This window comes from Streptomyces sp. NPDC002044, assembly GCF_040296725.1.
Taxonomy (GTDB): domain Bacteria; phylum Actinomycetota; class Actinomycetes; order Streptomycetales; family Streptomycetaceae; genus Streptomyces; species Streptomyces antarcticus.
Genome location: NZ_JBEOXU010000028.1, coordinates 19,171 through 38,529 on the forward strand (window position 1 = coordinate 19,171; position 19,359 = coordinate 38,529).

General features: G+C 73.1%; 16 protein-coding genes, 2 tRNA genes and 1 pseudogene. 15 read left to right on the forward strand and 4 right to left on the reverse strand.

Annotated features, from left to right (window positions below; genetic code table 11):
• Positions 1-2 precede the first annotated feature (2 nt).
• The 4 genes from ABT106_RS10330 (at position 3) to ABT106_RS10345 (ending at position 4,095) form a co-directional block, all read left to right on the forward strand.
• Complete coding sequence (locus tag ABT106_RS10330) at positions 3-398, forward strand: MaoC family dehydratase (protein ID WP_351275079.1); 396 nt, start codon at positions 3-5, stop codon at positions 396-398.
• A complete protein-coding gene (locus tag ABT106_RS10335) occupies positions 395-1,561 on the forward strand; it encodes a lipid-transfer protein (RefSeq protein ID WP_351275022.1) in 1,167 nt (388 codons plus the stop codon). Before ABT106_RS10330 ends, ABT106_RS10335 begins: the two co-directional genes overlap by 4 nt.
• 135 nt (positions 1,562-1,696) lie before the next feature.
• Positions 1,697-2,230 (forward strand): SigE family RNA polymerase sigma factor, encoded by a 534-nt coding sequence (locus ABT106_RS10340; RefSeq protein ID WP_351275024.1) that lies wholly within the window; start codon positions 1,697-1,699, stop codon positions 2,228-2,230.
• A 215-nt stretch (positions 2,231-2,445) separates the two neighbouring features.
• The gene (locus tag ABT106_RS10345) at positions 2,446-4,095 is read left to right on the forward strand and encodes a long-chain fatty acid--CoA ligase (protein ID WP_351275026.1); all 1,650 of its coding nucleotides are present in this window, start codon (positions 2,446-2,448) and stop codon (positions 4,093-4,095) included.
• A gap of 48 nt (positions 4,096-4,143) precedes the next feature.
• Here ABT106_RS10345 and ABT106_RS10350 read toward each other — a convergent pair whose 3' ends face one another.
• The 3 genes from ABT106_RS10350 to ABT106_RS10360 form a co-directional block, all read right to left on the reverse strand.
• Entirely contained in the window at positions 4,144-4,719 is a 576-nt protein-coding gene (locus ABT106_RS10350) for an antibiotic biosynthesis monooxygenase (protein ID WP_351275028.1), read from the reverse strand.
• Between the two features lie 13 nt (positions 4,720-4,732).
• Positions 4,733-8,080, reverse strand: a complete 3,348-nt coding sequence (locus tag ABT106_RS10355; protein ID WP_351275030.1) for a PAS domain-containing protein — start codon at positions 8,078-8,080, stop codon at positions 4,733-4,735.
• A 119-nt stretch (positions 8,081-8,199) separates the two neighbouring features.
• The gene (locus tag ABT106_RS10360) at positions 8,200-8,631 is read right to left on the reverse strand and encodes an SSI family serine proteinase inhibitor (RefSeq protein WP_351275032.1); all 432 of its coding nucleotides are present in this window, start codon (positions 8,629-8,631) and stop codon (positions 8,200-8,202) included.
• 188 nt (positions 8,632-8,819) lie between these two features.
• On the opposite strand from ABT106_RS10360, the gene ABT106_RS10365 reads away from it, so the two are divergent.
• The 3 genes from ABT106_RS10365 (at position 8,820) to ABT106_RS10375 (ending at position 9,783) form a co-directional block, all read left to right on the forward strand.
• A tRNA-Ser gene (locus ABT106_RS10365) sits at positions 8,820-8,910 on the forward strand.
• Positions 8,911-9,136: 226 nt separating this feature from the next.
• Positions 9,137-9,209, forward strand: a tRNA-Arg gene (locus ABT106_RS10370).
• Positions 9,210-9,417: 208 nt separating this feature from the next.
• Complete coding sequence (locus tag ABT106_RS10375; protein ID WP_351275034.1) at positions 9,418-9,783, forward strand: PH domain-containing protein; 366 nt, start codon at positions 9,418-9,420, stop codon at positions 9,781-9,783.
• Between the two features lie 152 nt (positions 9,784-9,935).
• Here the strand turns inward: ABT106_RS10375 and ABT106_RS10380 are convergent.
• Positions 9,936-10,247: pseudogene (locus ABT106_RS10380) on the reverse strand (SMP-30/gluconolactonase/LRE family protein); the annotation flags it as partial.
• A 107-nt stretch (positions 10,248-10,354) separates the two neighbouring features.
• On the opposite strand from ABT106_RS10380, the gene ABT106_RS10385 reads away from it, so the two are divergent.
• The 8 genes from ABT106_RS10385 to ABT106_RS10420 all read left to right on the forward strand — a co-directional run bounded on the left by ABT106_RS10385 (position 10,355) and on the right by ABT106_RS10420 (position 19,179).
• Positions 10,355-10,789, forward strand: a complete 435-nt coding sequence (locus ABT106_RS10385; RefSeq protein WP_267721591.1) for an Lrp/AsnC family transcriptional regulator — start codon at positions 10,355-10,357, stop codon at positions 10,787-10,789.
• Positions 10,786-11,670, forward strand: a complete 885-nt coding sequence (locus ABT106_RS10390) for a DUF2797 domain-containing protein (RefSeq protein ID WP_351275037.1) — start codon at positions 10,786-10,788, stop codon at positions 11,668-11,670. Before ABT106_RS10385 ends, ABT106_RS10390 begins: the two co-directional genes overlap by 4 nt.
• 136 nt (positions 11,671-11,806) lie before the next feature.
• Entirely contained in the window at positions 11,807-12,145 is a 339-nt protein-coding gene (locus tag ABT106_RS10395) for an antibiotic biosynthesis monooxygenase family protein (protein ID WP_351275039.1), read from the forward strand.
• A complete protein-coding gene (locus ABT106_RS10400) occupies positions 12,129-13,010 on the forward strand; it encodes an amidohydrolase family protein (RefSeq protein WP_351275041.1) in 882 nt (293 codons plus the stop codon). The genes ABT106_RS10395 and ABT106_RS10400 overlap by 17 nt, the downstream gene beginning before the upstream one ends.
• Positions 13,011-13,150: 140 nt before the next feature.
• Complete coding sequence (locus ABT106_RS10405) at positions 13,151-13,918, forward strand: response regulator transcription factor (RefSeq protein ID WP_269288374.1); 768 nt, start codon at positions 13,151-13,153, stop codon at positions 13,916-13,918.
• 194 nt (positions 13,919-14,112) lie between these two features.
• Positions 14,113-15,582 carry a sensor histidine kinase gene (locus ABT106_RS10410; protein ID WP_502979294.1) on the forward strand — a complete coding sequence of 490 codons (1,470 nt, stop codon included), beginning with the start codon at positions 14,113-14,115 and terminating at the stop codon, positions 15,580-15,582.
• Between the two features lie 25 nt (positions 15,583-15,607).
• Complete coding sequence (locus tag ABT106_RS10415) at positions 15,608-16,882, forward strand: bifunctional glycosyltransferase family 2/GtrA family protein (protein WP_351275043.1); 1,275 nt, start codon at positions 15,608-15,610, stop codon at positions 16,880-16,882.
• Entirely contained in the window at positions 16,879-19,179 is a 2,301-nt protein-coding gene (locus tag ABT106_RS10420; protein WP_351275045.1) for an ArnT family glycosyltransferase, read from the forward strand. The genes ABT106_RS10415 and ABT106_RS10420 overlap by 4 nt, the downstream gene beginning before the upstream one ends.
• The last annotated feature ends 180 nt before the right edge of the window (positions 19,180-19,359 follow it).

Genomic DNA, 19,359 nt, shown 5'->3' on the forward strand with positions numbered 1-19,359 from the left:
CGATACGGGTCGGCGAGCAGTTGCCGCCCCTGGAGGTCCCCGTCACCCGGACCTTGATCGTCTCGGGCGCCATCGCCTCCCGCGACTACCAGGACGTGCACCACGACGCGGAACTCGCCCGGGAGAAGGGTTCCCCGGACATCTTCATGAACATCCTGACGACGAACGGCCTGGTCGGCCGCTACATCACCGACCACCTCGGTCCGCGGGCCGTCCTGCGCAAGGTGGCCATCAGGCTTGGCGCCCCCAACTATCCGGGCGACACCATGACCCTCACCGGTACCGTCACCGCCCTCGACGGGGACACGGCCGAGATCCGGGTCCTCGGCGCCAACGGCATCGGCCACCATGTCACCGGAACCGTCACCGTGACCCTGGCCGCCGGGGGTGCGGCATGAGCGTCCGCACCCGCGACGAGCTCGGCGGCCGAGCCGCCATCGCCGGCATCGGGGCGACCGAGTTCTCGAAGGACTCCGGCCGCAGCGAGCTCACCCTCGCGGTCGAGGCCGTGCACGCGGCCCTCGCGGACGCCGGGCTCTCCCCCGCCGATGTCGACGGCATGGTCACCTTCACCATGGACACCAGCCCCGAGATCACCGTCGCCCAGGCGGCCGGCATCGGAGACCTGTCCTTCTTCTCCCGCATCCACTACGGCGGTGGTGCGGCCTGCGCCACCGTCCAGCAGGCCGCCCTCGCCGTCGCCACCGGGGTCGCGGAGGTCGTGGTCTGCTACCGCGCCTTCAACGAGCGCTCCGGTCGCCGTTTCGGCTCCGGCGTACAGCAGCGTGAGCCCTCGGCGGAGGGTGCTGCCCTCGGCTGGGCGCTGCCGTGGGGGCTCCTGACCCCCGCCTCCTGGGTGGCGATGACCGCGCAGCGCTACCTGCACACCTACAACCTCAGCCCGGAGACCTTCGGGCACGTCGCGGTCACCGACCGCCGGCACGCCGCGAACAACCCCGCCGCCTATTTCCACGGCAAGCCCATCACCCTCGCCGACCACGCCGCCTCGCGCTGGATCGTGGAGCCGCTGCGGCTGCTCGACTGCTGCCAGGAGACCGATGGGGGGCAGGCCCTCGTCGTCACCACCGCCGAGCGGGCACGGGACCTGAAGCAGGTACCCGCCGTGATCACCGCCGCCGCGCAGGGCGCGGGCCGCAGGCAGGAGGCCATGACCTCCTTCTACCGAGACGACCTCACCGGACTACCCGAGATGGACGTCGTCGCGCGCCAGCTGTGGCGCACCAGCGGACTGCGGCCGTCGGACATCGACGTCGGGATCCTCTACGACCACTTCACCCCCTTCGTGCTCATGCAGCTGGAGGAGTTCGGGTTCTGCAAGCCGGGTGAGGCCGCCGATTTCGTCGCTGCCGACGCGCTGCCCCTCAACACCCACGGGGGCCAGCTCGGGGAGGCGTACCTGCACGGCATGAACGGCATCGCCGAGGCCGTCCGCCAGCTGCGGGGCACTTCGGTCAACCAGGTCACGGGGACGGAGCACGTGCTGGTCACGGCCGGTACGGGGGTGCCGACCTCCGGACTGATCCTCGGAGCCGACGGGTGAGATCCCGGAGCCACGGGCCTCGGTGGCCTCCACCTTCAGGAGGTGGAGGGCGCTCTGCCCCTACAACCTGAGGTGGACCCCCCTTCGGCACCTGCGGCCGATTGCAGGGGGCGCGCGCGCTCCTAGCGTGGAGACATGACCACGCCAGTGTGCACGCTCGCCTCGAATCCGACGTCGTACCCGTCGTTCTCGGCGTACGTCCGGACCCGTGGCACGGTCCTGATGCGCACCGCGCGCTCCCTCACCGCGAACCCGTGCGATGCCGAGGACCTGCTCCAGACGGCTCTCGCGAAGACGTACGTGGCCTGGGACCGGATCGAGGACCACCGCGCACTGGACGGCTACGTCCGCCGGGCCCTGGTCAACACCCGCACCTCCCAGTGGCGCAAGCGCAAGGTCGACGAGTTCGCGTGCGACGAGCTGCCCGAGACCGAGACGGCGCCGGCCGCCGATCCCGCCGAGGCGCAGGCGCTGCGCGACGCGATGTGGCGTGCGGTGACCCGGCTTCCCGACCGGCAGCGGGCCATGGTCGTCCTGAGGTACTACGAGGACCTCAGCGAGGTGCAGACGGCCGAACTGCTGGGGGTCTCGGTCGGCACGGTCAAGAGCGCCGTATCGCGTGCGCTGGTCAAGCTCCGCGAGGACCCCGAGCTCACCCCGGTGCGCTGACGAGGCCGTGAAGGCCGGCGGAACGCCCTCCGACCGGGTGTTTCACGTGAAACACCGGAGGCCGGACGGACCCGCGGCGCGATCCGCCCGGCTGTTTCACGTGAAACAGCCGGGTCGATTTCTACTCTCGGGTAGTGACATGCCGACCGGTACGTGCGCAGAATCGGCAGCATCCGTAGCCGCCGCAGCGCCGCAGCGCTCACTGGGAGGACGCTTTGCTGAGCACCATGCAGGACGTACCGCTCCTCGTCACCCGCATACTCCAGCACGGGATGACGATCCACGGGAAGTCCCAGGTCACGACCTGGACCGGGGAGGCCGAGCCGCACCGCCGCAGCTTCGCCGAGATCGGTGCCCGCGCCACCCGCCTCGCCAATGCCCTGCGCGACGAACTCGGAGTCCGGCAGGACGACCGGATCGCGACCTTGATGTGGAACAACAGTGAGCACGTCGAGGCCTATTTCGCGATCCCCTCGATGGGCGCGGTCCTGCACACCCTGAACCTCCGCCTCCCTCCCGAGCAGCTCGTATTCATCGTCAACCACGCAGCCGACCGGGTGGTGCTGGTCAACGGCACGCTGCTGCCGCTGCTCGTGCCACTGCTTCCGCACCTGCCGACCATCGAGCACGTCGTGGTGGCGGGCATCGGCGACCGCTCCGCGCTCGAGGGCCTGGACGTGCGCGTCCACGAGTACGAGGACCTCCTCGCGGGCCGCCCGGACACCTACGACTGGCCCGAACTGGACGAGCGCCAGGCCGCTGCCATGTGCTACACCTCCGGCACCACCGGAGACCCCAAGGGCGTCATCTACTCCCACCGCTCGATCTACCTGCACTCCATGCAGGTCAACATGGCCGAGTCGATGGGGCTGAACGACAAGGACACCACCCTGGTCGTGGTCCCGCAGTTCCACGTGAACGCCTGGGGCCTGCCGCACGCCACCTTCATGACCGGCATCAACATGCTGATGCCGGACCGCTTCCTCCAGCCCGCTCCCCTCGCCGAGATGATCGAGCGGGAGAAGCCCACCCACGCCGCGGCCGTCCCCACCATCTGGCAGGGACTGCTGGCCGAGGTCACCGCCAACCCGCGCGACCTGACCTCGATGAAGCAGGTCACGATCGGCGGCGCGGCGTGTCCGCCTTCGCTGATGGAGGCATACGACAAGCTCGGAGTCCGCCTCTGCCACGCCTGGGGCATGACCGAGACCTCCCCGCTGGGCACGATGGCCCACCCGCCGGCCGGCCTGAGCGCCGAGGAGGAGTGGCCCTACCGGATCACCCAGGGCCGTTTCCCGGCAGGCGTCGAGGCCCGCCTGGTCGGCCCCGGTGGCGACCGGCTGCCCTGGGACGGCGAGTCGGCGGGCGAGCTGGAGGTGCGCGGTGCCTGGATCGCGGGCGCCTACTACGGCGGTGCCTCCGGCGAACCGGTCCGCCCCGAGGACAAGTTCAGCGCCGACGGCTGGCTCAAGACCGGCGATGTCGGTGTGATCAGCCCGGACGGCTTCCTCACCCTCACCGACCGGGCCAAGGACGTCATCAAGTCCGGCGGTGAGTGGATCTCCAGCGTGGAGCTGGAGAACGCGCTGATGGCGCATCCCGAGGTCGCCGAGGCGGCCGTCGTCGCCGTCCCCGACGACAAGTGGGGCGAACGTCCACTGGCTACCGTCGTCCTCAAGGAGGGCGCGACCGCGGACTACGCGACCCTGCGCGCCTTCCTCGGCCAGTCGATCGCCAAGTGGCAGCTGCCGGAACGCTGGACGGTCATCGCGGCCGTGCCCAAGACCAGCGTCGGCAAGTTCGACAAGAAGGTGATCCGCAAGCAGTACGCCGATGGCGAGCTGGACGTGACGAAGCTGGACTGAGAGCCGGCGGGCCCGTCGGGGGCCTCGCGGCGCCCGGACCGGGCGGATTCAGCCCCTGGTGAGCCACGGCCGCAGCATCCTGCTGACGGCGGGCATGGCCACGTAGGTCATCAGGGTGCTGAAGACCACGGCGAAGGCGGCCGTCCGCAGCACGAAGTGCAGATCCACCAGGTACGGCCCGAGCACCGCGTTGCCGACCAGCGAGATCGGGAAGATGGCGAGCCCCGAGCTGATCGCCATCTTCCACCGCGGCGGCGCGGGCCGGGTCGTACCCGGCTTGGCGAACCAGGTCTCCATGCCGTGCAGTTCCCGCCGGGCTATCTCCGTGTGGTGGTGGCCCAGGCAGTTCGAGAACCACTCGGCCCGCTCGGCGGAGTCCTGCCAGCGCCGGAACGCCGCCTGGTTGCGGAATCGGTGGACCAGGAACCACGGCCCGCCCTCCACCGAGGGACGGAACAGCCCGTACCCGAGGTGGTCGGGGAAACCGGCGGCCGTCTCCAGGATCCCGTGGGCCCAGGCCTCGAACGTCTCCTCGTGCCCCGGATCCACCTGTCGCGCGATCAGCAGGTTCACCTCCCCGCTGTCGGCGGGGACGGTCTGCTCGCTCGTGTTGATGATGGCCATCGGGCCAGGATGACTAGTTGGTCCCGATCTTGGCCAGCAGGTCCACGATGCGACCCTGCACATCGCCGGTCGTCGCCCGTTCGGCGAGGAAGAGCACACTCTCCCCCGAGGCCAGCCGCGGCAGTTCGGACGGGTTGATGCCGGTGGCCGTGTAGACGACCAGCGGCGTGCGGTTCAGCTGCCCGTTCGCGCGCAGCCAGTCCACGATCCCGGCCCGCCTGCGGCGCACCTGCATCAGGTCCATCACCACCAGGTTGGGCCGCATCCGCGCGGCCAGCTCCACGGCGTCCGTGTCGGCGCCCGCCCGGGCGACCTGGAGGCCGCGCCGTTCCAGGGCGGTGGTCAGGGCGGTCGCGATCTCGTCGTGCTCCTCGATCAGCAGCACCCGTGACGGGTGCTGCTCGCTGTCTCGCGGCGCCAGCGCCTTGAGCAGGACCGCGGGATCGGCGCCGTAGGCGGCCTCCCGCGTGGCGTGCCCCAGCCCGGCCGTGACCAGGACGGGCACCTCGGCGGCGACCGCGGCCTGGCGCAGCGACTGGAGGGCGGTGCGGGTGATGGGCCCGGTCAGCGGATCCACGAACAGCGCGGCGGGGAACGCGGCGATCTGCGCGTCCACCTCCTCGCGGGAGTGCACGACGACCGGGCGGTAGCCGCGGTCGCTGAGTGCCTGCTGCGTCTGCACGTCGGGCGCGGGCCACACCAGGAGGCGGCGCGGGTTGTCCAGCGGCTCCGGCGGCAGCTCGTCGTCCACGGGGCGCGGTACGGGCCGGTTGACCACCTCGACCGCGCCGCCCGGACCGTCCAGCGGTTCGGGGCCCTCGTCGGAGCCCGCCTCGGGGGCTCCTATGGCGAACGCCCGTCCCTGGGGCGCCGGCTCGGCGAGACGGCGCCGTCGCCCGGAACCGGTACCGGTCGGGTCCACGGAGATTCCCTGGCCCAGCGTGCCGAGCGCGCGCACGCTGATCGGCTGCGCGGCCTGGCCCTCTGCGGGGGCCTCCTGCGACTGCCGGGCCCCGGGGACCGCGGCCGGACCGGAGGCCCCGCCGTCCTCGTGGGCCGTCCGGGCCGCCGGCACCGGCCAGGCCGGGGCGGTCTGGAGAGCGCGCCGCCGCCCGGTCGGCTGTACGGGTTCCTCCGCGGCCTCGGCGGGCTCCGGGGCGGGAGCTTCGGACGCGGGTACGGGAGCGCCCAGCACCCGGCGTCCGCGCCGTCCGCCGGGCCCGTCGGGGTCCGCCTCCGCGGAAGGGGACGAGGGGGCGGGACCGGCCGCGGCCGGGGTCTGCGGGGCGGTGGGAGCCGGGGTGGGCCCCGCCGGCAGCGCGAAACCGCCCTCGGGGGCGATCGGCCGTACGGGGGCCTGCCCGGGACCGGCCGCCGGCCGGAGCCCGGTCGCCGGCACGGGCCCGCCGGGCTGTGCCGGACCGGCCGCACCCAGCGCCCGGCGCCGTCCCGCGGGATGCTCGGTCACCGGAACGGGCGGCACCTGGGGCGCCGCAGGCATCACCGGCACGGGTGGCACGGGCGCCATCGCGGGTACGGGGGGCAGCGCGGGCATGGCGTTGCCGCGCGGGGGCACGGGCCGGCCGGGGCCGCCCTCACCGCCTTCGCCGCTGCCGTCGCCGTCGCGCCCGCGGCGGCGCCCGGTGCCAAGCCCCGCCGGGTTCACCGGGGACTGCGCGAGCTCCGGACCGCTGTCGCCGTCGGTCTCGCCCGCCCGGCGCCGCCCGGACGGGAGCGCCAAGGCGGCACCGCCGGCGGGCTTCGGGGCGCCGGCAGGCTCGGCGCCGTCGTCCAGGAACGCGTCGACTCCGCGCCGGGCCCGCCGTCCACCGGCTCCGCCGGTGGTCCCGGCCGGCGCGCTCTCGTCGGCCGGGGGCTCCTCCTCCGGCTCCGGCAGGGTCACCGTCCCGGCTCCCGAGCCGAGCGGCAGCTCCAGCACGTAGGCCCCGCCGGGCGCGCCCGGCACCTCCACCGTCTGCAGCACGCCCCCGTGCGCGGCCACGATGCCCCGCACGATCGGCTCGTGCACCGGACTCCCGCCCGCGTACGGCCCGCGCACCTCGATCCGTACGACATCACCGCGCTGTGCGGCGGCCACCACGATCGTCGAGTCGCCGTACCCGCTGCCCTGGGCGGTCTTGCCGGTGGCGTCCACCCCGGCGACGTCCGCGACCAGGTGCGCGAGGGCGGACGCGATGCGCTCGGCGTCCACCTCGGCCTCGATGGTCGGCGCGTGGACGGCGAACTGGGCGCGCCCCGGCCCGATCAGCTCGACCGCGCCGTCCACACCGGCCGCGACCACACCGTTGATCAGGACCTTCTTCTTCCGGAGCCGGTCGCCGCCGGAGTCCAGCCGCTGGAAGCCGAGCACGTTGTCCACGAGCGTGGTCATCCGCGAGTACCCGGCGGCCAGGTGGTGCAGCAATTGGTTGGCCTCGGGCCACAGCTGTCCCGCGTCGTCGGCGGCCAGCGTCGCCAGTTCCCCGCGCAGCTCGTCCAGCGGCCCGCGCAGGGAGTCGCCCAGCACGGCCAGCAGCTGGGCGTGGCGCGCGGCCAGCGCGTCGTAGGGCCGGCGGTCGGTGAAGGTCATCACGGCGCCGACGAGCTGCTCCCCGTCCCGTACGGGAGAGGTGGTCAGGTCCACGGCGACGGGCTGTCCGGCCTTGTTCCACAGGACCTGCCCGCGCACCCGGTGCTTGCGTCCGCTGCGCAGAGTGTCGGCGAGCGGGGACTCCTCGAACGGGAACGGCGAGCCGTCGGCGCGGGAGTGCTGGACCAGACCGTGCAGTTCACGGTTTCCCAGGTCGGTGGCGCGGTAGCCGAGGATCTGGGCGGCGGCCGGGTTGACGAGCACCACCCGGCCGTCGGTGTCCGTGCCCACGACGCCCTCGGCGGCGGCCCGCAGGATCATTTCGGTCTGCCGCTGGGAGCGGGCGAGCTCGGCCTCGGTGTCCACGGTCTGCGAGAGGTCCCGTACGACGAGCATCAGCAGTTCGTCGCCGGTGTAGGCGGGTTGCGGCTCGCGGTAGGCGTCCCGGCCGTCGAGGTGGGCGCTGGTGACCTCGACGGGGAACTCGCTGCCGTCGGTGCGGCGCGCGGTCATCCGGGTGGGCTTGGTGCGCCCGCCCTCGTCCTCGCCGGGCCGGCGCATGGAGCCGGGGATCAGCTTGGAGTCGAAATCGGGCAGGAGGTCGAGCAGGCCGCGTCCGACGAGCCCGGTCCCCGGGCTCTCCATCACCTCGAGGGCGATCGAATTGGCGTTGACGACCGTGCCGTTGGCGTTGACGAGCAACAGCGCGTCCGGAAGAGCGTCGAGTATTGCTGCGAGGCGAGCAGCGCCTCGGGATGGCCTGCTGCTCACGACGAGCTTCCTCCCTGACCACAACTACCGGCAAGTCACGGGAGGAGTCTAAGGCCACAGCCCCGCGGTGGGGTGGCCGAAGTGCGGTGTATAGCGCCCATTCCGCGCATCCTCCCAGGTCAGGAACGCCCACTCGGAAGCAGAGGTTCCAACTCGTCCCACCGGCTGATTTCACATCCGTCGGTCCGCCGGAAGGTCGCGTCGACCTTGTGCCCCCGCCAGGTACCGGTGATGCGGGCGGTGGCCGGGCCCCCGTGCTGCATGGTGCAGATCTGCCGCTTGGAGACGGGCGCGAAGGGGTCCCTGCCCTCCGAGGCGAGCTGGTCCAGCCGCGCGCAGGCGCCTTCCCTCTGGGGGTGGTCGCCGCCGACGGGATCGCATTCGAGCCGGTACTCGCGGTCCAGCCGACGGTTTCCGGTGTCGGCCATCGTGATGGCGAGACGGTCGGGGGTGGCCTTCGTCAGCAGCCCGCCCAGGGGCAGCGGGGGCAGTGGCCCGGCCACCGCGGTGGCCAGGGCGGAGGTGACGGCGAAAGCGGCGAGACGCAGCATTGGGGGCACTCCAGGTCGTCCGTACGTCGTACGGCCTGACCAACGACGGGGCCGCGCGGACGTTGCGCGCGGCGGGCCTCTAAGGCTTTGCCCTCCGGCCGTGCGTCCTAGTACCGTGGGAGCGGATTGGTGACCGGCCCCGCGCCTGTGTCATCATCTGCACGCACCTTCGTACGCGGGGGTGTGCTGGAGGCGTCGCCTAGTCCGGTCTATGGCGCCGCACTGCTAATGCGGTTTGGGGCTTACCCCCCATCGAGGGTTCAAATCCCTCCGCCTCCGCACCTGACGAAGCCCCGGTCCTGATGGACCGGGGCTTCGGTGTTTCCCGGCGCGGACCGGATCCGATCCGACCTCTGTGCGATCCGCCCGCGCCCAGCTGGATGATCTTCAATCGGGGCGTTTTCGCAGGTCAAGCATGGTTTGGCTAATGGATTTCGCGTCCCGGCGAGGTCCATGTATTGTTGTTCTCGCAAGGCCAACGGGGCGCAAAACCCCAGCAAGCCAAGCACTCGTAGCTTAACGGATAGAGCATCTGACTACGGATCAGAAGGTTGCAGGTTCGAATCCTGCCGAGTGCACAGCCTGAGAGGCCCCCCGGTTCGCCGGGGGGCCTCTTGCGTTGCCCGGGGCGCGGGCGGGTCTCCGGGCGGGGTCGGCCTCCTCCTTGATGGGGAGGGGTACCCCGGAGGATGTGGGGGGCGGGATGGCTCTGGCGGGGGATGCCGGTTACCCCGCGGCCTCGGTACGGTTTTGAAGATCGTTCGAAATCGGAACAAGGGGGCTTCCATGGGACTGTTCGGGAATGCGCACACCGTCGATCCCGTGTCCGCGCAGCGGGACTACGCGCGCCTGCTGGGGCAGGGGGAGCAGGTGCACGCCGCCTACCTGCTGATCCGGGACACGATCCTGTTCACGGACCGGCGGCTGGTGCTCATCGACAAGCAGGGGCTCACCGGGAAGAAGGTGGAGTACCACTCCGTCCCGTACCGGAGCATCACCCACTTCTCGGTGGAGACCGCGGGGCACTTCGATCTCGACGCCGAGCTCAAGATCTGGATATCCGGGACCCCGGCGCCGATCGAGAAGACCTTCACCAAGGGTGTCGACATCTATGAGGTGCAGGCGGTCCTGACGCAGTTCGTCGCCAGGTAGCCGCATCCGCCTGCTGGGGGCGGCCCGGCGGTCACAGGACGCGGGGGAGGCCCGTCACCGACATCACCAGGGAGTAGAGGGAGGTGGTCGCGGTGATGAAGAGGCGGTTGTTCCGGGGGCCGCCGAAGGTGATGTTCGAGACCGGCTCGGGGACGGGTGACGCGGCGGTTGCCCTGTTCGCAGGTGGTCAGGTGGCCTTCGCGGTCCAGGGTGTTGCCGTGGGGGTGGCCGGCCGGGGAGCGGAAGACGGAGACCGCGCCGGTCGGCTCGTCCCAGCGCAGCATCCGGTCGTCGGGGATGTCGCTCCACACCAGTTGGCGCCAGGCGGGCAGGTAGAGCGGCCCTTCCGCTCGGCGGCAGTCGTCGTAGAGCCGCTCCAGTCGCAGGTCGCCGCCGGTGCAGCGGCCGGTCCGGAAGCGTTCATCCAGAATCTCGTACAAGGCTAGGTCGGCTATGGCAGACACAGTTCTCACTGAGTTCGAAATACCGAATGAAATTCTGCCTGATGGTGAGATTGCAGGATCAGGTACTGTCTTCGCAAGGGCCGACGGGCCCATGGGAGGAAGATCGCGTGGACGACATCGACCGGGCGCTCGTCCTGCGCCTCCAGCAGGACGCGGGCCAGTCGTACGCGGCTCTCGGCGCGGCCGTCGGACTGTCGGCCGGAGCCACCCACGAGCGCGTACGGAAACTGCGCGAGCGCGGGGTGATCCGGCGTACCACCGTCGACGTCGACCCGGCCGCCGTCGGCAGCGGGGTGCTGGCCTACGTGATGGTCGACTCCAACGCCTGGATGGGGGAGTCCGGTGAAGCCTTCGCCGCGATCCCCGAGATCCAGGAGGCGCACATCATCGCGGGCAGCGCCTCGGTCATGGTCAAGGTGCGCACCGCCACGACCGGGCAGTTGCAGGACGTGCTGCGCCGCCTGTACGCCATCGACGGGGTCATCGGCACCCACGCCACCGTCGTCCTCGACACCTTCTTCGAGCGGCCCCTGCCGCTGTGACCTGGTGGTGTACCGGCATCCGGTGGAGCGCGGGCCGGCCCGCCGTCGGCTGGTACGGGGAGGGGCGCGGGACGCGGGAGAGCGTGCTCGCGTACGGGCAGCGGCTGGCCTTCGTCGCGTGCGGGGAGCGGCGCTGCCTGGGCGTATGGCGGGCCGGGAAGCGGAGTCCCTGCCGCACGGGCGCCGGTGTGCCCGGCCGTACGGGGAACGCCCAGTGCCCCGAGTGCGCACGCCTGGACCGGTCGTTCTCCGTGGCCGCCGACACCAATGCCGCCGATCCGCGGACCTATCGGGTCTACCTGGCCTGGTTCGGGCCCGGTCTGGTCAAGGTCGGCATCACCGCCGAGGAGCGCGGCTCCGCCCGGCTGCTGGAGCAGGGCGCCGTGGCCTGGGCCTGGCTGGGGCGCGGGCCGCTGATGGCCGCACGGCGTACCGAGGAACTGCTGCGCGCCGCCCTCGGGGTGCCCGACCGGATCGCGTACGCCCGCAAGCGCGCCGTACGGGCCCAGCTGCCGCCCACGTCCGAACGGGCCCTGGAGGTCGCCGAGCTGCACGCGCGGGCGGCCGCCCTGCCGGGATGGCCCGACTCGCTGGAGCGGGTCGGGTGCGAGGTCGTCGACCACTCCGTGGCGTTCGGGCTGGCCGGGCTGCCCGTACCCGCCCGGGTGGTCACCGCCATGGTGGCCGGCGGAGCGGTGGCCGGAGTACTGGCGGGCGTGGCCGGTCCCGATCTGCACCTCGCGGACGGGCTCGTCGTGGACGCCCGGCTGCTGGCCGGGTGGGAGCTGGCGGTCCCGTCGGGCGGGGTGGTGACGGTGGCGTCCTCGGCGGAGGTCCCGTTCACCGTGTGTCCGGCGGCCGAGCAGGACGGGCTGTTCTGAGGGCGTCCCGAGGGCGTCCCGAGGGGCTCCGGCCCGCGGCGCGCGGACGGCGGCCATGGTCAAGACTTGGATCCCTTTGGCCGCCCGGGGCCGATTCCGGTGGACATGCGGGAGGGCTCCGCCGAGGGTGGTGACCATGACCCTTCAGCCCCTGCCGGCCTTCGAACCGCCGTACCTGATGGCCGTATTCAGCAGTGTCCGCGGCGCCGGGGAGAGCGGCTACGCCGAGACCCTCGACCGGATGAACGAGATCGTCGCCGAGAACCCCGGCTTCCTCGGACAGGAATCCGCGGGCGCCCCCGGAGAACTCGGCATCACCGTCGCCTACTTCCGCGACCACGCCTCCCTCACCCGGTGGCGGCAGGACGCGGAGCACCAGGCGGCCATGCAGCAGGGCCGCGCCCACTGGTACGAGAGCTACACCCTGCACGTCGCGACCGTAGAGCGGAGCCACGGCTTTGTCCGCAACGGCTGAGGCGGTCCTCGCCTTCCGCACCCGGCTCGGCCTGCCTGGGCTGGTGGACGTCCACACGCACTTCATGCCCGAGCGGGTGCTGGCGAAGGTGTGGGAGTACTTCGACGCGGTCGGCCCACTGACCGGCGTCGAGTGGCCCATCACCTACCGCTGCGAGGAGGAGCAGCGGGTCGCGCTCCTGCGGGAGTTCGGGGTGCGGGCCTTCACCGCCATGCTCTATCCCCACAAGCCGGCGATGGCTGCCTGGCTCAACGCCTGGTCCGCCGACTTCGCCGCCCGGACCCCCGACTGCCTGCACACCGCGACCCTCTTCCCGGAGGAGGGCGCGGCCGGGTACGTCCGCCAGGCCCTGGAGGCGGGGGCCCGCGTCTTCAAGGCGCACCTCCAGGTGGGCGGCTACGACCCGAACGACGACCGGCTCGACGCCGTCTGGGGACTCCTCGCCGAGGCCGGCACACCCACCGTGATCCACTGCGGCTCCGGGCCCGTCCCCGGGAAGCACACCGGGCCCGAGCCGGTCGCCCGGCTGCTGGCCCGCCACCCGCGGCTGCCGCTGGTCATCGCGCACATGGGCATGCCCGAGTACGCCGACTTCCTCGACCTCGCCGACCGCCACCCCGAGGTCCGCCTGGACACCACGATGGCCTTCACCGACTTCTCCGAGCAGTTCAGCGGCTTCCCGCGCGCGGAACTGGGGCGTCTCGCGGACCTCGGCGACCGCATCCTGCTCGGCACCGACTTCCCGAACATCCCGTACCCCTACGACGGGCAGCTCCTCGCCCTCGAACGGCTCGGCCTGGGGGACGCCTGGCTGCGCGCGGTCTGCCACGACAACGGGGCCAGGCTGTTCGGCCTCCCCGGGTGACCCGCGGCCGACCGTTCCCGAGCCCCTCCAGGGCGGATCCGGGCCGGTACGTTGCGCCCTCCCGGCCGGCGCGGTCGTTTCTCAGGAAATTCACAGGTAGGCGCAAGAACGCTCTCAGAGGCGCCGTCCAGCGTGGTCGCATGACTGCGACGACCACCTCCCACGCGTCCACGTCCACCCATAACCCCACGGCCCTGGTGCGGCCCGACGGCGGGCCCTGCCGGGTGCTCGTCGTCGACGACGAAGCCTCGCTCTCCGAGCTGCTGTCCATGGCCCTGCGCTACGAGGGCTGCGAGGTCCGCAGCGCCGGGGACGGCGCCGCGGCGGTGCGCGCGGCGCGGGAGTTCCGGCCGGACGTGGTGGTCCTCGACGTCATGCTCCCCGACATGGACGGGCTCGCCGTCCTCGGGCGGCTCCGCCGGGAGATCCCGCAGGTCCCGGTGCTGTTCCTGACCGCCAAGGACTCCGTCGAGGACCGGATCGCGGGCCTCACCGCGGGCGGGGACGACTACGTCACCAAGCCGTTCAGCCTGGAGGAGGTCGTGGCGCGGCTGCGGGGTCTGGTCCGGCGTTCGGGAGCGGCGCAGGCCGCGCGCGGGGGCTCCGTCCTGGCCGTCGGGGACCTGAGCCTCGACGAGGACAGCCACGAGGTGGTCCGCGGCGGCCTGGAGATCCACCTGACCGCGACCGAGTTCGAGCTGCTGCGCTACCTGATGCGCAACCCGCGCCGGGTGCTGAGCAAGGCGCAGATCCTGGACCGGGTGTGGTCGTACGACTTCGGCGGCCAGGCCAACGTGGTCGAGCTGTACATCTCCTACCTGCGGCGGAAGTTGGAGAGCGGCCCCGGTCTGGCGCCGATGATCCACACCCGGCGCGGCGCCGGCTACCTGATCAAGCCGGCCGAGTAGTGGTCCCGCGCGCCACCCGGCCGGGATCTCCGCCACGGTCCGGCCGCCCGCCGAAGCCGGGGCGCCCCCGGTGTTCGGAGCGTGTCCCGCGTTCGGAGCGTGTCCCGCGGTCGCGGCGCGCGCCGTGGTGGCGCCTCCCGGCCCGGTCGCGGCGGCGGCCCTGGTCGCTGCGGACCCGGCTCGTCGTCTCGGCGGTGCTGCTGATCGCCGTGGTGGGCGCCGCCATCGGCACCGTCACCACCCTCGCCCTGCGTTCGTACCTGGTCGACCAGCTCGACAAGCAGCTGCGGATCTCCGTCGACATGGGCACCCGTGGCCCCGGCGGCGCAAAGGCCGTCCGGGAAGGGGGCCTCGGCTCCGTCCTCGGCCCCGGCACCCCCCTGGGCGCCACCGGAGTGCGGCTCGACTCCAACGGCACGGTGGCCGGCACCGCGCGCAGCGTCCGCGTCGAGGACCCCGAGCTCGGAAACCGCGAGCTCCTCACCCCCGCCCAGACCGCCGCCCTCGTGGCGGTCGCCCGCACCGCCGGCCCGGGCCGCGCCGACCCGGTGGACCTGCGCCTGCCGGGGCTCGGCGCGTACCGGGTGCTCTCCGCCCCCGACGGGAGCCTCGTCCTGGGCTTCCCCCTGCACGAACTCGACTCCACCGTCGAGACCCTGATCGGCGTCGAGGTCTGTGTCACCCTGGCCGGGCTGATCGCCGCCTCCCTCGCCGGGCAGGCCCTCGTCGGCGTCGCCCTGCGTCCGCTGCGGCGGGTCGCCGCCACCGCCACCCGGGTCTCCGAACTGCCGCTCCACAGCGGCGAACCCGCACTCGACGAACGGGTGCCGGACACCGAGGCCGACCCCCGTACGGAGGTGGGACAGGTCGGCGCGGCCCTCAACCGGATGCTGGGCCACGTCTCCTCCGCCCTCACCGCCCGCCAGCAGAGCGAGACCCGGGTCCGGCAGTTCGTCGCCGACGCCAGCCACGAGCTGCGCACCCCGCTCGCGTCGATCCGCGGCTACGCGGAGCTGACCCGCCGGGGACGGGAGGAGCCCGGCCCCGACACCCGGCACGCCCTGGGCCGTATCGAGTCCGAAGCCACCCGGATGACCGGGCTGGTCGAGGACCTGCTGCTGCTGGCCCGGCTCGACGCCGGCCGTCCGCTCTCCACCGGCGACACCGAAACCGATCTGGCCCCCCTCGTCATCGACGCGGTCAGCGACGCGCGGGTCGCCGGGCCCGGACACCACTGGCGCCTGCACCTGCCGGAGGAGCCCGCGACGATCCTCGCCGACCCGGCCCGGATCCAGCAGGTTCTGGTCAACCTGCTCGCCAACGCCCGCACCCACACCCCGCCCGGCACCACCGTCACGGCGCGCGTTTCACGTGAAACATCCGCCGTCCGGCTCCTGATCGAGGACGACGGCCCCGGGATCGCGCCCGAGCTGCTCCCCCACGTCTTCGAGCGCTTCGCCCGCGGTGACGCCTCCCGCTCCCGGGGCGCGGGATCCACCGGGCTCGGCCTCGCCATCGTCCAGGCCGTGGTCGCGGCGCACGGCGGGCAGGTCGGCGTACGGAGCGAGCCCGGACGGACCTGCTTCGAGGTCCTGCTGCCCCCGGCCCCGACGGGTACGGCCGGGGACTCACAGACGGGGCACAGGCTCACCACACAGCGGTGACAGGGCGCCCCACGAGGCTCGTCGCATGTCAACCGACGCCTCTCCCGGGGCCCTTCCGGCACGGGCCCACCTCGCGCCCCTGCCCGGCGAGCCCGTCCTCGACGTGGTGGTACCGGTCTTCAACGAGGAGAAAGACCTCGACCGGTGCGTGCGCCGACTGCACGAGCACCTCACCCGAACCTTCCCGTACCCGTTCCGGATCACGGTCGCCGACAACGCCAGCACCGACCGGACCCCCGAGGTCGCGGCCGGGCTCGTCACCGCCCTGGAGGGCGTCCGCAGCACCCGGCTGGAGGCGAAGGGCCGGGGCAGGGCCCTGCGCACCGTCTGGTCCGGCTCGGACGCGCCGGTCCTCGCGTACATGGACGTGGACCTCTCCACCGACCTGAACGCCCTGCTGCCGCTGGTCGCCCCGCTGATCTCCGGTCACTCCGACCTCGCCATCGGGACCCGCCTCGCCCGCTCCTCGCGGGTGGTGCGGGGGGCGAAGCGGGAGTTCGTGTCGCGCGCCTACAACCTCCTCCTGCGCTCCTCCCTCGCCGCCGGGTTCAGCGACGCCCAGTGCGGGTTCAAAGCCATCCGCCGGGACGTCGCCGAGCGGCTGCTGCCGCTGGTGGAGGACTCGGGCTGGTTCTTCGACACCGAACTCCTCGTGCTCGCCGAGCGGGCCGGGCTGCGCATCCACGAGGTGCCGGTGGACTGGGTCGACGACCCCGACTCCACCGTCCACATCGCCCGGACCGCCGCCGAGGACCTCAAGGGCGTCTGGCGGGTGGGCCGCGCGCTCGCCGTCGGGGCGCTGCCGCTGGACCGGCTCGCCCGCCCCTTCGGGGACGACCCGCGTGACCGGGGCGCCCTGCCCGGCGTGGACGGCGGGCTGGCCCGACAGCTCCTCGGTTTCTGCGCCGTCGGTGTGCTGTCCACCCTGCTCTACCTGCTCCTGTACTCCGCGATCCGTACCGGGACCGGCCCGCAGGCCGCCAACGCCGTCGCCCTGCTCCTCTCCGCCGTCGCCAACACCGCCGCGAACCGCCGGCTGACCTTCGGGGTCCGCGGCCGCGACCGGGCCGTGCGCCACCAGGCCCAGGGGCTCGTGGTGTTCGCCATCGGGCTGACCCTGACCAGCGGCTCCCTCGCCGCTCTCACGGCGGCCACCGACCGGCCGGCGCACGGCACCGAGCTGGCCGTCCTGATCACCGCCAACCTCGCCGCCACCGTGCTGCGGTTCCTGCTCTTCCGTGCCTGGGTGTTCCCCGAGCGGCGCGGCTCCGCGATCCCTACGCCCAAGGACAGCCGATGACCACGGCCGCTTTCCCGCTCCTCCCGCCCGAGGGGCCCGGTGTGCCCGGCGCCCCCGGTTCGCCCGGCGCCCCCGGCGCCCCCGACGCTCCCGCGACGGCCACCGCGGTGCGGGCGCGCGTCGGCCGGCCCCGCTGGGAGCGCCCCGCGCTCGCCGGGCTGCTGATCGCCACCGCCGTCCTGCTGCTGTGGGACCTGGGATCCTCCGGCTACGCCAACTCCTTCTATTCCGCCGCCGTCCAGGCGGGCAGCGAGAGCTGGAAGGCCCTCTTCTTCGGCTCCTCCGACGCCGGGAACTCCATCACCGTCGACAAGCCCCCGGCCGCCCTGTGGCCGATGATGCTGTCGGTCCGGCTGTTCGGGCTCGGCGCGTGGCAGATCCTCGTCCCGCAGGCCCTGATGGGCGTCGGGACGACCGCGGTGCTGTACGCGGCCGTCCGCCGTTCGTTCGGACCGGGGGCCGCGCTGCTGAGCGGCGCCGCCTTCGCGCTCACCCCCGTCGCGGCGCTGATGTTCCGGTTCAACAACCCCGACGCGCTGCTGACCCTGCTGCTGACGGTCACCGTGTACTGCGTCCTGCGGGCCCTCGACGGGGCGCGCACCCGCTGGCTGGTCTGGGCCGGTGTCGCGGTCGGCTTCGCCTTCCTCACCAAGACCCTGCAGGCCCTCGTCATCCTGCCGCCGCTCGCCCTCCTGTACGCCGTCTGCGCGCCCACCCGGCTGCGCAGGCGCCTGGGGCAGCTGCTGCTCGCCGGAGCCGCCATGGTGGTGGCGGGCGGCTGGTGGGTGGCGGCCGTCGAGCTGTGGCCGGCGGGCTCGCGCCCGTACATCGGAGGCTCGCAGACCAACTCCTTCCTGGAACTGACCCTCGGCTACAACGGGCTCGGCCGGATCAACGGCAACGAGACGGGCAGCGTGGGCGGTGGCGGCCGGCCCGGCGGAGGAGGGGGCGGCGGCTGGGGAGAGACCGGCATCGACCGCCTGTTCTCGGGCAACATCGGCGGGCAGATCTCCTGGCTGCTGCCGGCCGCCCTGGTCCTGCTCGTGGTCGGCCTGGTGATGACCTGGCGGGCCCGCCGGGCCACCGACTCGCTGGAGAGCACGGCCCGGGCTGCCTTCCTGGCCTGGGGCGGTGCGCTGCTGATCACCGTGCTCGTCTTCAGCTACATGCAGGGCATCTTCCACGAGTACTACACGGTGGCGCTGGCGCCGTTCGTGGCCGCGCTGGTCGGCATGGGCGTCGCCGTGCTGTGGGAGGAGCGCGGCAGCCTGGCCGCCGCGCTCACGCTCTCCGGGGTCCTGGCCTTGACGGCGGTGTGGTCGTACGTGCTGCTCGGCCGGGCCACCGGGTACCTGCCGTGGCTGCGCTGGACGGTACTGGTGGCGGGGCTGCTCGCCGCGGTGGCGCTGCCGTTGGCCGCCCGGGCCGGGCGCCGGGTGCTTGCGGCGGTGGCGGCGCTGGGGCTGGCGGCGGCGCTGGCCGGACCGCTCGCCTACTGCCTGACCACCGTGACGACCGCGCACACGGGCTCCATCGTGACCGCCGGACCGGCGGTGGCGGGAGGCCGCGGCGGCCCGGGCGGCGCGATGCGGTTCGCGCCCGGCGGGGAGCAGGCGCCCGGCGGGGCCGGCGGGGGCGGAGCGGGCGGCGGGGCCGGCGGGGTCGCACCCGGCGGGGCCCCGCAGGGCGGCCCAGGCGGCCAGGACGGCCAGGACGGCCGGCGCGGCCAGCGCGCCCAGGGCCCGGGCGGCCAGGGCGTACCCGGCGGCCAAGGCGTACCCGGTGGTCAGGGCGGTCAGCGGGCACCGGGTGGTCAGGGCGGACCCGGTGGCGGTGGTCAGGGCGGTCCCGGTGGGCTGCTGGGCGGGACCAGGGTCGCGGCGGAGGCCACGGCCGCCCTGCGCTCCGACGCGGGCGAGTACACCTGGGCGGCGGCCGCCATCGGCTCGCAGAACGCGGCGAGCTACCAGCTGGCCTCCGGGGAGCCCGTGATGCCGATCGGCGGATTCAACGGCAGCGACCCCTCACCGACCCTGGAGCGGTTCAAGGAGTACGTGAAGGCCGGCAAGATCCACTGGTTCATCGGCCAGGGCAGCGCGGAAGGCGGCGCGCAGGGCGGCGCCGAGGACGGTGCCGATGACGGTGCCGCGGGCCGCACCCGAGGCGCTGGCGGAGGTGGCCCGTCCGGCGCCACCGGTACGGCCATCGAGAACTGGGTCAAGGCCACGTTCAAGCCGTCCACCATCGGCGGAGCCACCTTCTACGACCTGACGGCCCCCCTCTCCACCACGTCCTGACCCCCGGTCACCCTCGGCGGGCCCCGCGCGGCGACACGGCGCTGTGCCCGCCCGGTACCCGCCCGGCGGCGCTCGACCGCGTGCTCGTCGTTCTGATCGCCGGCACCATGGCGAAAGGCCACCGCCCGAACCCGGATGTACGGGATCGGGGGGTGGCCTTCGCAGGTGGAGCGGGGTGTC

Coding starts and splice junctions, on each gene's coding strand:
- ABT106_RS10415 (WP_351275043.1), top strand. CDS start 15,608: ATGTCAACCGACGCCTCTCCCGGGGCCCTTCCGGCACGGGCCCACCTC.
- ABT106_RS10340 (WP_351275024.1), top strand. CDS start 1,697: ATGACCACGCCAGTGTGCACGCTCGCCTCGAATCCGACGTCGTACCCG.
- ABT106_RS10405 (WP_269288374.1), top strand. CDS start 13,151: ATGACTGCGACGACCACCTCCCACGCGTCCACGTCCACCCATAACCCC.
- ABT106_RS10360 (WP_351275032.1), bottom strand. CDS start 8,631: ATGCTGCGTCTCGCCGCTTTCGCCGTCACCTCCGCCCTGGCCACCGCG.
- ABT106_RS10350 (WP_351275028.1), bottom strand. CDS start 4,719: ATGGCCATCATCAACACGAGCGAGCAGACCGTCCCCGCCGACAGCGGG.
- ABT106_RS10375 (WP_351275034.1), top strand. CDS start 9,418: ATGGGACTGTTCGGGAATGCGCACACCGTCGATCCCGTGTCCGCGCAG.
- ABT106_RS10420 (WP_351275045.1), top strand. CDS start 16,879: ATGACCACGGCCGCTTTCCCGCTCCTCCCGCCCGAGGGGCCCGGTGTG.
- ABT106_RS10395 (WP_351275039.1), top strand. CDS start 11,807: ATGACCCTTCAGCCCCTGCCGGCCTTCGAACCGCCGTACCTGATGGCC.
- ABT106_RS10335 (WP_351275022.1), top strand. CDS start 395: ATGAGCGTCCGCACCCGCGACGAGCTCGGCGGCCGAGCCGCCATCGCC.